The organism is Solirubrobacter ginsenosidimutans, assembly GCF_027587205.1.
In genome coordinates this window covers 41009-52994 of the sequence record NZ_JAPDOD010000059.1, presented here as the reverse complement: position 1 = coordinate 52994, position 11986 = coordinate 41009, and the positions used below count along the sequence as shown (strand labels likewise).

The 11986-nt window shown below is 72.3% G+C and carries 10 protein-coding genes; 7 read left to right on the top strand and 3 right to left on the bottom strand.

What is annotated here, in order from left to right; translation table 11 throughout:
* Positions 1 to 965, top strand: a 965-nt coding sequence (locus tag OM076_RS38095; RefSeq protein WP_372518134.1) for a CopD family protein, incomplete at its 5' end; no start/stop codon positions are given.
* On the top strand, positions 962 to 3475 hold the full coding sequence (locus tag OM076_RS38090) for a S8 family serine peptidase (RefSeq protein ID WP_270045422.1): 2514 nt from the start codon (positions 962 to 964) through the stop codon (positions 3473 to 3475). The genes OM076_RS38095 and OM076_RS38090, both read left to right, overlap by 4 nt.
* On the opposite strand, the gene OM076_RS38085 is transcribed toward OM076_RS38090, so the two are convergent.
* The 3 genes from OM076_RS38085 to OM076_RS38075 form a co-directional block, all read right to left on the bottom strand.
* The gene (locus OM076_RS38085) at positions 3453 to 4433 is read right to left on the bottom strand and encodes a hypothetical protein (RefSeq protein ID WP_270045421.1); all 981 of its coding nucleotides are present in this window, start codon (positions 4431 to 4433) and stop codon (positions 3453 to 3455) included. The genes OM076_RS38090 and OM076_RS38085 overlap by 23 nt on opposite strands.
* A gap of 240 nt (positions 4434 to 4673) precedes the next feature.
* Positions 4674 to 5243, bottom strand: a complete 570-nt coding sequence (locus tag OM076_RS38080; protein ID WP_270045420.1) for a hypothetical protein — start codon at positions 5241 to 5243, stop codon at positions 4674 to 4676.
* 73 nt (positions 5244 to 5316) lie between these two features.
* Positions 5317 to 6618 carry a sigma-70 family RNA polymerase sigma factor gene (locus OM076_RS38075; protein WP_270045419.1) on the bottom strand — a complete coding sequence of 434 codons (1302 nt, stop codon included), beginning with the start codon at positions 6616 to 6618 and terminating at the stop codon, positions 5317 to 5319.
* A gap of 59 nt (positions 6619 to 6677) precedes the next feature.
* Here OM076_RS38075 and cmk point away from each other — a divergent pair, with 59 nt between their 5' ends.
* The 5 genes from cmk (at position 6678) to OM076_RS38050 (ending at position 11986) form a co-directional block, all read left to right on the top strand.
* The gene (gene cmk, locus OM076_RS38070) at positions 6678 to 7304 is read left to right on the top strand and encodes a (d)CMP kinase (RefSeq protein ID WP_270045418.1); all 627 of its coding nucleotides are present in this window, start codon (positions 6678 to 6680) and stop codon (positions 7302 to 7304) included.
* Entirely contained in the window at positions 7301 to 8662 is a 1362-nt protein-coding gene (der, locus tag OM076_RS38065; RefSeq protein ID WP_270045417.1) for a ribosome biogenesis GTPase Der, read from the top strand. Before cmk ends, der begins: the two co-directional genes overlap by 4 nt.
* Positions 8663 to 8767: 105 nt before the next feature.
* Positions 8768 to 10000: a methionine adenosyltransferase gene (gene metK, locus OM076_RS38060; RefSeq protein ID WP_272598927.1), complete on the top strand. Its 1233-nt coding sequence runs from the start codon at positions 8768 to 8770 to the stop codon at positions 9998 to 10000.
* Positions 10001 to 10066: 66 nt separating this feature from the next.
* On the top strand, positions 10067 to 11701 hold the full coding sequence (locus OM076_RS38055) for a sodium:solute symporter family protein (RefSeq protein ID WP_270045416.1): 1635 nt from the start codon (positions 10067 to 10069) through the stop codon (positions 11699 to 11701).
* 9 nt (positions 11702 to 11710) lie between these two features.
* A complete protein-coding gene (locus OM076_RS38050) occupies positions 11711 to 11986 on the top strand; it encodes a hypothetical protein (RefSeq protein WP_270045415.1) in 276 nt (91 codons plus the stop codon).

Sequence of the window (11986 nt, the reverse complement as noted above, 5' to 3'; positions counted from 1 at the left end):
CGACTTCCCTCTCGGGGCATGCCGCGGGCGCGCCGCATCGCGAGCTCGCTGTGGTGGCCGCGGCCGCGCACGTCCTCGCCGCCGGCGTCTGGCTCGGCGGCGTGGCCGCGTTGGGCGTCGCGTTCGCCGCCGCGCACGGCGAGGCCGGGGCGTTGGCGCGGGCGTGCCGTGCGCCGTTCGCGCGCGCCGCCGGCGTCAGCCTCGCCGTCCTGGCGGTCACGGGGCTGGTCGTGGCGGGCGCGGAGGTCGCCTCGGTCGACGCGCTGCTGACCACCGACTACGGGCGCACGCTGATCAGCAAGAGCGTGCTGGTCGTCGCGGCGATCGGACTCGGGTTCGCGAACGCGCTGGCGCTCCGTCGCGGGTCGCTTCCGCGGCTGCTGCGGGTCGAGGCGGCCGCCGGGGCCGGTGTGCTGCTCGCCGCCGCGGTGCTGACCGCATCGCCGCCCGCCAAGGGCCCGGAGTTCGCCGCGCCGCGGCCCGCGACCGCGGCGACGCTTGCCAATCAGGCCGGCGACCTGCTCGTCACCGTCGCGACCCGGCCCAATCGCCCGGGTCCGAACGTCTTCACGGTCCTGGCGGCCAGCTCGCGCCGCCCGCCGCCGGCGCCGGTCCAAGCCGCGGTGCTTCGGCTCACGCCGCCGGGCGGCGGGCCGGGACGCAGCGTCCCACTCGCCCCGCTGGGCTCGGGTCGCTTCGCCGGGGGCGCGGAACTGGAAGCGGAGGGCCGCTGGCGCATGACGGCGACGATCACGCGCGGCGGCCGTCGCGTCGTCGTACCGCTGCGCTGGACGGTCGCCCCGCCGGATCCCGCCCGCCCGGTCACCTACTCGGCGCGCCCGCTCGCGCCGTTGCTCGATCGTGCCGCCGCCCTGCTCGCGGTGCTCCTGGTCGTGAGCGCCGCGGCGGCGGCCGTCGGGCCGCGCATCACTCGCGCCCGTCCCATCGTCGAGGAGGCCACATGACCCGCCTGCTGCGTCTCGCCATCGCGACGCTCGCCGCGCTCTCGCTGACCGATGCCGCAACGCCGGCGCAGGCGCGAGCGGCGGTCCAGCACGCGACGTCCGGCGCGCGGATCGATGCGATCGTCGTGCTGCATCGCCAAGCCGTGCTCCCCGAGGCCGGGGCCCGGCGCGCGAGCGTCCTGCGCGCGCTGCGCAGCGTGGCGGGCGCCGACCAGCGACGGCTGCTGGCGCTGCTGGCGATCCGCAAGCTTCAAGGCCGGGTCGACCGTGTCGAGCCGTTCTGGATCTTCAACGCCGTCCACGTGATCGCCGATCCGGACGTGGTCACCGAGCTGGCCGCGCTTCCGGAGGTGGCCGAGATCCGTCCCAACACGACGCTTGAGGCACCGGCCGCGCCGCTGAGCGGGGGGACGCCCGAGTGGAACATCACACGCGTCGGCGCGCCCGCGCTCTGGAGCCTGGGCTACCGCGGGCAAGGTGTCGTCGTCGCGAACATGGACACGGGCGTTGACGCGACCCATCCCGAGATCGGCTCGCGCTGGCGCGGCGGGACGAACAGCTGGTTCGATCCCAACGGCGAGCACCCGGCGACCCCGACCGACGTCAACGGGCACGGGACGTGGACGATGGGAACGATGGCCGGCGCGGCGGTCGGCGTCGCGCCCGACGCGCGCTGGATCGCGGTGAAGGTCTTCAACGACCACGGCACGGCGACCACCGCCGGAATCCACGCGGGCTTCCAGTGGCTGCTCGATCCGGACGGCAACCCGGCGACCGACGACGCGCCGGACGTCGTCAACGACTCGTGGACGATGTCCGCTCCCGGCTGCGACCTCGCCTTCGCGCCGGACCTGCACAGCCTGCGCGCGGCCGGCGTCCTGCCCGTGTTCGCCGCCGGCAACGGCGGCCCGGCCGCCGGGACGAGCCTGAGCCCGGCCGACAACCCCGAGGCGTTCGCCGTCGGTGGGACGGACGCGGCCGATGGCCTCGATCCGGGCTCGAGCCGCGGCCCGTCCGCGTGCGATCACTCGATCTACCCGCAAGTCGTCGCTCCGGGGGTGGACGTGCGCACGACCGATCTGTACGGCCTCTATGCCACCGTCAGCGGGACGTCGATCGCCGCGCCGCACGCCGCGGGCGCGCTCGCCCTGCTGTTGAGCGCCTTCCCGGGGCTCGACGCCGACCGGCAGGCGCTCGCGCTGCGCAACGGTGCCGTCGACCTCGGCCCGGCCGGCGCGGACAACGACTCCGGGGCCGGGCGCCTGGACGCCTCCGGCGCCTACGCGTGGCTGCTGGCCGCGCCGGACTTCAGCCTCCAAGCGGCGCCCGCGTCGGTGACGACGCCCGCCGGAGGATCAGCGTCCTACACGATCGATGTCCTGGCGCGCAACGGGTTCACCGGCGCCGTCTCGCTCTCGCTCACCGGGCTCTCCGCGAGCCAGGCGAGCTGGACCTTCACCCCGGGCACCGAGGGCTCGACACAGCTCACCGTCACGACCGCCGCTTCGCTGGCGCCCGGCACCTACCCGCTCACCATCACCGGCACGAGCGGCACGAGCACCCGGTCGACGAAGGTCGCGCTGGTGGCGCCGGAGCCGCCGGGCTACTCGCTGGCGGCCACGCCGTCCTCACAACGCACGGCGGCGGGCGGAACCGTCTCCTACACGGTGTCGACGGCCGCCGTCGGTGGCTTCGGGAGCGACGTGGACCTGTCGCTCTCGGGCCTTACCGCAGCCCAGGGGAGCTGGAGCTTCGTGCCGAGCGCGACGATCGCCGGCGGCTCCGGCGCGGTGCAACTGAACGTCACGACGGCCGCTTCCCTGGCGCCCGGCGTCTACCCGCTCACGCTCACCGCCGCCGGCGGCGGGATCACGCACACCGCCGTGCTGTCGCTGATCGTGCCGGACTTCTCTCTGGCGGCGACGCCGTCGTCGCGCTCGGCGGCGCCCGGGGCGACGGTCGGCTACATCGTGTCGGTGGGGGCGAAGAACGGCTTCGCCGGCAGCGTCGCCCTGTCGCTCTCCGGGCTGACCGCGGCGCAGGCGAGCTGGACGTTCACGCCGGCGAGCATCGTGGGCTCCGGCACGTCGCAGCTCACGCTGACGACCGTGTCCGCGCTCGCCCCGGGCACGTACCCGCTGACGATCACGGGCGTCAGCGGCGCGCTCCGTCACACCGCCGCGGTGACGCTGGTGGTCACGGCGCCGCCGGACTTCGGCCTGACGGCAACGCCCGCGACGGCGACCGTCGTCGCCGGCCAGAACGTGACCTACACCGCCGCCGTGTCGTCGATCGGCGGCTTCGCGGGCAATGTGTCCTTGTCCGTGGCCGGCCTTCCCTCCGGGGCGACCGCGAGCTTCGCCACCAACCCGCTGCGGGCGCCCGGAACGTCGGCGCTGACCGTTCGCACCACGCGCACCGCGACCCGGGGGACGTTCACGCTGACCGTCACCGGGACCGGTGGCAGCCTCGTCCACCGCGCCACGGTCACGCTCGTCGTGCGGTCCTGACGACGATCCGGAACGTCGTCGCGGCGGCGTTCCCGGCGGCGTCGACGAGCCGCAGCGTGACCAGCGCCGACAGCTCGCCGTGACGCCGCAGCGACGTGCGGGTCGCCGCCGGAAGCGCGACGCGCACGACCGCGGTGGTCCCGCCCACGATCCGGAAGGACGCGCGCGCGGCGTGGCCGGCGGCGGTCAGGCGGAGGCTGCCCCTCACGTCCTCGTCGGCGGGGCCGAGCGCAAGGCGGACGGCGCCGGCGGTCGCGGTCACGACGTGCCCGCGCGGGACGGCGAGCCGCGGCGGCCGGGTATCGCGCGGCGGCAGGGAGGGAGCGGCGAGCACCTGCGCGGCCGCGCTGTTCGCCGCCGCGGGCGGGTCGTCGCCCGGTTCCGCGGTCGGAGCCGAGGAGGCCGTCGGCGTCGCGTGCGGCGCGGCGGTGGGTGCCGGGCTGGGCGACGGCGTGGGTGCCGGCGTCGGGACGGGTGCCGGCGTCGGGACGGGTGCCGGCGTCGGGCTCTCGGTCGGCGTCGGCTCGGGCGACGGCGTCGGGCTCTCGCCCGGCGTCGGCTCGGGCGACGGCGTCGGGCTCTCGGTCGGCGTGGCCGTCGGGCTCTCGGTCGGCGCGGCCGTGGGGCTCTCGGTCGGCGTCGCCGTCGGGCTCGCTGACGGTGTCGGGCTCGCGGTCGGCGTCGGGTCCGGCGTCGGCGGCAGGCCGAGGCACGTGATCGCGACCGTCGGCGAGTCCCACTCCCTCGGGTCGAGCCCTTCACCTCCCGTGACGTGGGTGCGCAACGAGCCCGACACGCACGGGACGTCGAAGTCGAACCCGACGCCGCGGCCCCCCGGCGTATGGACGCTCACGTAGGTGCGATCGCTGGTGACGCAGCCCACGTCGGTCCAGCCCGTCACGCCGGCGACCTGGACACACGCCGTGATCTGGACGAAGACGTCGTTCGGGCAGTACATCGCCGAGGCGGCCGCGTGGATGAACTCGAAGTCGTCGCCGTGCGCGATCCGAGCCGGTGCCGCGGCGTAGCGCGTGCACGGCGCGGCCGCCGCGGCACTCGGAGCGGGTGACGCGAGGCTCAGGAACAGCAGGACGGTGAGGATGACCGGCGTGTGGCGCGTGAGGACACGGTCCCACGCGGATCCGGGACGGACAACGCGCGGTCATCAATTGTCATCGGAGTCCGCGATGCCCGAGGCTCAGGCGCCGAGCTCGACCTTCTCCCACACGGCCTCACCGCCGCTCGTCTTGAGCTCCCCCTCATCCACCTGACGGCCCGCGGTCAACGCCTCGGCGCCGCACTGCGCCCCGTCGTCGTCGCCGTGATCGTCGTCGTCGCCCTCGTTGTCGTCGTCGCCGGGCCCGTCGCTCGCCGCCTTGGCCGTCGAGTCGTCGCATTCGATCTCGGTGTCGGCCGTGACGTTCGCCACGAGCGTGCCGCCCTTGGCCAGCGTGATCGTCAGGACGCCGCCGGTGAAGCTCGCGACGGTGCCGGCGTTCTCGTCGCCGTCCTCGATGCCGTCGTCGTCGCTGTCGTCGTCGCGCGGATCGAGCTTCGCGCGCCATTCTCCACGGTTGTTCAGGCCGTCGCCGTCCTGGTCTCGATGGCTCTGGTTCACCTTGAGCGAGAGGTGGTGCTGGCGCTCCCAGCGGTCCGGGAGCCGGTCGTGGTTGCGGTCGCGGCTGCTGGCCGCGGCCCCGCCGGCGAGCAGGAGTGACGCTGCGAGCGCGAGCGCCATGGCGGCGAGGGCGAGGAGCTTCCTGGACACGGTGCCTCCAAGGGTCGTGTTGCGTTCCATACCCATGCAGACGCCGCCAAGGCCCGTTGGGTGACGGACGGATTCAGTCCGAGTCGCCGCCCGACCCGCCGTCGTCGTGCGACGGCGCCGCGTCGTCGGTCGCGGCCGGCTGCGCCGTGGGCGTCGCGCCCGGCGCGACGCGCCGGCGCTCGCCCTCGCCGCCGCCGGACGTCGAGGTCTCGCCTTCGTCCCCGCCGCCCGACGCCGTCCGCTCGCCGTCGCCGCCGCCGGACGTCGAGCTCTCGCCTTCGTCGCCGCCGCCCGACGTCGTCTCGTCATCGTCGCCTTGGTGACCCTGCGTCCGTCCCGAAGTCGGCAGCTCGACCTCGTCGCGCTCGGCCGCATCCCGCGGCTTCGACGCGGCGCCGTCGTCGTGCTCGCTCGCGCGCCGCGGCCCGGCGCCGCTCGAGACGCGCCGCCCGGACGTCCCGGGCTGCGAGACCTGCACGACCGCGCGGTGCCGGCGCGACGCCGCGGGCGCCGGCGGAGCCTTGCGGGGGGCCGGGGCCGCCGTGGAGACCGCGACCGTCGCCGCCTCGGGCTCCGGCGTCGCCGCGGGCCGCGGGGCGTGGGTCTGCGCCGGGCGCGCCTGGACCATCCGCGAGGCCGGCGGCCGGTGCTCGACCAGCGCGGGGGCGCCCACGGCGGTGGCGGCCACGCCCGCCACCACGCCCGCCTTGGCGAACGTCGCCGCGGCGCCCGCACTGCCGGCGCCGGTGATCAACGACGCGATCCGCAGGCTCAGCGACTCGCCGCTGCCCGCGCCCGCCGCCCAGCCGATCAGCGGGAACGGCAGTAGCGCGGTCGCGGCAGCCCGCACTGACGTGCGGGCCCGATGGACGAGCTGGCGCACGGCGATCCGCGACACCCCGAGATCCTCCGCCACCTCGTCCTGGCTGGCACCCTGGACGGCGATCCGCAGCAGCGCCTCACGCTGGCGCGGCGGCAGCGCGGCGATCGTCTCCAGGGTCTCCTGGACGACCTCGCGCCGCTCGGCCTCCTCCTGCGGGCTCGCGGCCATGCTCAGGGTCTCGACCAGTTGGGCGCCCGCGTGCCCGGCGCGCCGCCGATGGCTCAAGGCGGCGTTGCGCATGATCCGGAACAGCCACGCGCGCAGGTCGCGCACGTCGTCGCCGCGGCGCAGCCCGCTCCACGCCGAGAGCAACGCCTGCTGGAGCACGTCCTCGGCCCGGCCGTCGTTCACCATCCGCCGGCAGGCGGCCAGCAGCGGCCGCCGATAACGGCGCACGATCGTCTCGAAGGCGCGCTCGTGCCCGGCGCGCGCGAGAGCGACCAGTCGCTCGTCGGATTGGGTGCGCAGGAGCACCGCGGACGTACGGCTCATATCCACTTAGACGCCTACCCGGTCATGGAGGTTACGGCGCCTCATCTATCGTGAATGCGATGGTCATCGCCATCGACGGTCCCGCCGGGGCCGGAAAGTCCACCGTGGCGCGCGCGGTCGCGCAGCGCCTCGGCTTCACGTACCTGGACACGGGGGCGATGTACCGCTGCGTGGGTCTCGCCGCCTCCTCCGACCCCGACTCGCCCGCCGGAGAGGTTGCCGCGCGCGTGAATATCGTTCTTGGCGACCGCGTGCTGCTCGACGGGCGCGACGTCACGGAGGCGATCCGCACCGCGGAGGCTTCCGAGGGCGCTTCGCGGGTCGCGAGCGACCCCGCGGTGCGTGCGGCGCTGGTCGCCAAGCAGCAGGCGATCGTCGCCGGCGGCGACTGGGTCGCCGAGGGCCGGGACATCGCCACGGTCGTCGCGCCCGACGCCGCGGTGAAGGTCTTCCTCACCGCCGACCCCGAGGAGCGCGCGCGCCGCCGGGCCGCCGACCTCGGCCAGCTGGTCGAAGAGGTGCTCAAAGCCCAGCACGAGCGCGACGTCCGCGACCAGACGGCCGATCGGTCCACGCTCGAAGCCCCGAAGGATTCAATCCCTGTCGACACCACCGGGCTCACGCTCGACGAGGTCATCGAGCAGGTTGTGACGCTGGCCGTCGAGGCCAAGGAGATACAGGTATGAAGGTCGCAGTCGTCGGCTACCCCAACGTGGGCAAGTCGAGCCTCGTCAACCGCCTCACCCAGAGCCGCGAGGCGGTCGTCCACGAGCGGGCCGGCATCACCCGCGACCGCAAGGAGCTCTCGACCGACTGGAACGGGCGCAGCTTCACGCTGATCGACACCGGGGGCGTCGCCCTCGAGGACGACGATCCGCTGTCGGTCTCGATCCAGGACCAGGCGCGCGCCGCGCTGGCCGACGCCCAGGTGGCGCTGTTCGTCGTCGACGCCCGCGCCGGGATGCGCCCGGGCGACGCCGAGATCGCCGACATCCTGCGCAAGGGCAACGTGCCGATCGTGGTCGCCGCGAACAAGATCGACTCGCCCAATGACCTGATGCTCGTGCACGACTTCCACGCGCTCGGCCTCGGCGAGCCGGTCGCGGTCTCCGCCGCGCAGGGCCTCGGGACGGGCGACCTGCTCGACAAGCTCGTCGAGCTGTTGCCCGAGGACGACGAGATCTCCGACGACCCGGACGAGGTCGTGCGCCTCGCGCTGATCGGGCGCCCGAACGTCGGCAAGTCGAGCCTCGTCAACGCGTTCCTGGGCTTTGAACGGGTGATCGTCTCCGACGTCGCCGGCACCACCCGCGACGCGATCGACACGCCGATCATGGTCGAGGACCGCAAGCTGATCCTCGTCGACACCGCGGGCATCCGCCGCCAGGCGAAGGTCACCGAGTCCGTCGAGTACTACACGACGCTGCGCTCCCAGCGCGCGGCCGAGCGCGCCGACGTCGCGCTGGTCGTCTGCGACGCGCAGGACGGCATCACCTCGCAGGACCTGCGGATCGCCGAGCTGGCGATGAAGTCGGGCTGCGCCACCGCGCTCGTCCTGAACAAGTGGGACCTGACCGGCGGCGACGGCGACCCGCTCGGACCGGGCGGCGGCATCGGCCCGGAGGAGCTCGATCGCGAGCGCCGGCGGGTCAACAACAAGCTGCGGCTGCGCCCGCGGGTGCTGACCGCCAGCGCGATGACGGGCCGCCACATCTCCCGCCTGCTGACCGAGGCGCTGAGCATCGCCGACCGCGCCCGCCACCGGATCCCGACGCCGGAGCTGAACAAGTTCCTCGGCGAGGTCGTGCAGCAGCGCCAGCCGCCGTCCAAGCAGGGCCATCGCCTGAAGCTGCTCTACATCTCGCAGATCGGCGAGAACCCGCCGCGGTTCGCGATCCAGATCAACTCACGCCAGCGGATCACCCGCGACTACGCGTATTTCGTGGAGAATCGCCTGCGCGAGCGCTACGGCCTCGACGGCGTGCCGGTGATCATCGATTTCGTCGAGCGCAAGAACCGCTCACGAACTGAACGGATGGCGTAACAGGGCAACACACGAAAGCCGCTAGGCTTTCATCCTTCGGCTCTGAGCCTGGCGCTTGCGCACGCTCGGAGGCAAGTATCGACGCGGAGTGATCCTCGAGATCCTATGAGCCAGCTGAGCGACAACGAGTACCTGTTCACGTCCGAGTCCGTCACCGAGGGCCACCCGGACAAGATCGCCGACCAGATCTCCGACGGCGTCCTGGACGCGGTTCTGGCCGCGGACCCGAATGGCCGCGTGGCGTGCGAGACCCTCGTGAACACGGGCCTCGTGGTCGTGTCCGGCGAGATCTCCACGACGACCTACGTCGACATCCAGGAGATCGCCCGCGAGACGATCCGCAAGATCGGCTACGTCGACGCCGACCTCGGCTTCAGCGCCGACTCGTGCGCCGTCCTGAACGCGATCGACAAGCAGTCCCCGGACATCGCGCAGGGCGTCGACAAGGCGCTGGAGCGCCGCACGGACGCCTCCGACGACGATGAACTGGACATCGCCGGCGCCGGCGACCAGGGCATGATGTTCGGCTACGCGTCCAACGAGACGGAGGAGCTCATGCCGCTCCCCATCTCGCTCGCGCACAAGCTCGCCTTCCGCCTGTCGGAGGTCCGCAAGGACGGCACGCTGGACTACCTGCGCCCGGACGGCAAGACCCAGGTCTCCGTCCGCTACCGCGACGGCAAGCCGGTCGAGATCGAGAAGGTCCTGATCTCCACCCAGCACCGCGAGGGCGCGGAGAGCCTGATCCCGGACGACCTCTGGCAGCACGTCGTGGTCCCGGTCCTGCCGGCCGACCTCTATGACGCCGAGAAGCTGCGCAAGAACTTCCTCGTCAACCCGACCGGACGCTTCGTCATCGGCGGCCCGGTGGGCGACGCGGGCCTGACCGGCCGCAAGATCATCGTCGACACCTACGGCGGCATGGCTCGCCATGGCGGCGGCGCGTTCTCCGGCAAGGACCCGTCGAAGGTGGACCGCTCGGCCGCCTACGCCGCGCGCTACGTGGCCAAGAACCTCGTCGCCGCCGGCCTGGCCGACCGCGTCGAGGTGCAGGTCGCCTACGCCATCGGCGTGGCGCACCCGGTCTCGGTGATGGTGGAGACGTTCGGCACGGAGAAGATCGGCCGCGGGCGCATCGCCGCGCTCGTCGACGAGTTCTTCGACCTGCGCCCGGGCGCCTTCCGCGAGTACCTGAAGCTGCACCGTCCGATCTACCAGAAGACCGCCGCGTACGGCCACTTCGGCCGCGACGACGACGACTTCACGTGGGAGAAGACGGACAAGGCCGCAGCGCTGCGCGAGGCCGCGGGTCTCGCCGCCGCAGATCCGGTCGCGTAAGCCGTTTCATGAGGCGCGCACTTAGGCGCGCTTAATTGGGTATGGGACCCCCGAAAGGGGGTCCCATTGAACAATGTCCGTCTCGACGTCAATGCCGTCGACTACGCGATCGTTCTAACGTATTTCGCCGTCGTCCTCGGCGTCGGCTTCGCAGCGAAGCGTTACATCAAGTCCAGTCTCGACTACTTCCTGTCGGGGCGCTCGCTGCCCGCCTGGATCACCGGGCTCGCGTTCATCTCCGCCAACCTCGGCGCCACCGAGGTGCTCGGCATGGCCGCCAACGGCGCCCAGTACGGCGTCGCCACGGTCAACTACTACTGGATCGGCGCGATCCCGGCCATGGTCTTCCTCGGCCTGGTGATGATGCCGTTCTACTACGGCTCCAAGGTCCGGTCGGTTCCCGAGTACCTGCTGCTGCGCTTCAATCCCGCGTCGCACAAGTTCAACTCGTGGACGTTCGCGCTCGCGACGATCCTGATCGCCGGGGTCAACCTCTACGCGCTCGCGCTGGTGCTGAAGTTCCTGCTGGGCTGGCCGATCCTCCTCGGCATCGTCGTCGCGGCGGTCATCGTCGCCACCTACATCACACTCGGCGGCCTCTCGTCGGCGATCTACAACGAGGTGCTGCAGTTCTTCGTCATCCTGGCGGCGCTGATCCCGATCGCGATCGTGGGCCTGCACGACGTCGGCGGCTGGAACGGGCTCCAGGACAAGATCAAGCAGTCAGACCTCGGGGAGGCGGGCCTGCATGCCCTGCAGGGCACGCAGGTGGGCGACGTGACGAACCCGATCGGGGTGTCCTGGATCGGGATCGTCTTCGGCCTCGGCTTCGTGCTCGCGTTCGGCTACTGGACGACGAACTTCGCCGAGGTGCAGCGCGCGCTCTCGGCCAAGGATCTCAACGCCGCCCAGCGCACCCCGCTGATCGGCGCGATCCCGAAGCTCTTCCTGCCGTTCGTGATGATCCTGCCGGGCATGATCGCGCTGGTCGTGATCCCGAAGCTCGGCACCACGGACGACCTGCAGTTCAACAACTCGATCCCGCTGCTGATGAACAAGTACCTGCCCAACGGGATGCTGGGGATCGCGCTCACCGGCCTGATGGCGTCGTTCATGGCGGGTGTTGCCGCCAATGTGTCGGCGTTCAACACCGTCGTGACCACGGACCTCGTCGAGCCGTACTTCAAACCGGGGATGCCGGACGAGTGGTACGTGCGCTTCGGCCGCTACGCGACCGTCGGCGGCATCACCATCAGCATCGGCACCGCGCTGATCGCGTCGTCCTACGACAACCTCATGAACTACCTGCAGGCGCTGTTCTCGATCTTCAACGCGCCGCTGTTCGCCACGTTCATCATCGGCATGTTCTGGAAACGGATGACGCCCGCCGCCGGGTTGTGGGGGCTGATCGCCGGCACGTTCGCGGCCGCGGCGACGTTCGTCCTCTACAAGGCCAAGGTGATCCACTTCGGGTCAGACCTCGCCGAGTCGATGGTGGGCGCGAGCCTCGCCTTCGTGGTCGACGCCGTCGTCTCGGTGCTCGTCACCCTGCGCACGGAGCCCAAGCCGATCAGCGAGTTGCAAGGCTTGGTCTACGGCATGGCCAACACCGATGACAGCGTCGCCACGTCGCACACCCCGGCGATCCTCGGAGGCCTCGTGCTCGTCGGCGCCCTCCTCCTGACGATCGTGTTCTGGTAAGGAGTGACCGTGTCTTCCGAGACCCCATCACGCGCCGAGCGGGCAGCGAATCTGTTCGACCTGCGGCGCATCATCGGCGGCGTCTTCACCGCGTGGGGCGTGCTGCTGATCATCCTCGGGCTTACCGACTCCCCCGAGGAGGCCAACAAGGCCGCCGGGATCAACATCAACCTCTACGCCGGCATCGGGATGCTGATCGTCGGCCTGATCTTCCTCGCGTGGGCGTTCGCCCGCCCGCTGGGACGGGAGCTGCGCGAGGCCGAGGACGATGAGTCCGCCGGTTAG

Bases quoted from the DNA above. Each gene is read 5' to 3' on its own strand.
- OM076_RS38075 (WP_270045419.1), bottom strand. From the start codon at position 6,618: ATGAGCCGTACGTCCGCGGTGCTCCTGCGCACCCAATCCGACGAGCGA.
- OM076_RS38090 (WP_270045422.1), top strand. From the start codon at position 962: ATGACCCGCCTGCTGCGTCTCGCCATCGCGACGCTCGCCGCGCTCTCG.
- cmk (WP_270045418.1), top strand. From the start codon at position 6,678: ATGGTCATCGCCATCGACGGTCCCGCCGGGGCCGGAAAGTCCACCGTG.
- der (WP_270045417.1), top strand. From the start codon at position 7,301: ATGAAGGTCGCAGTCGTCGGCTACCCCAACGTGGGCAAGTCGAGCCTC.
- OM076_RS38085 (WP_270045421.1), bottom strand. From the start codon at position 4,433: ATGTACTGCCCGAACGACGTCTTCGTCCAGATCACGGCGTGTGTCCAG.
- metK (WP_272598927.1), top strand. From the start codon at position 8,768: ATGAGCCAGCTGAGCGACAACGAGTACCTGTTCACGTCCGAGTCCGTC.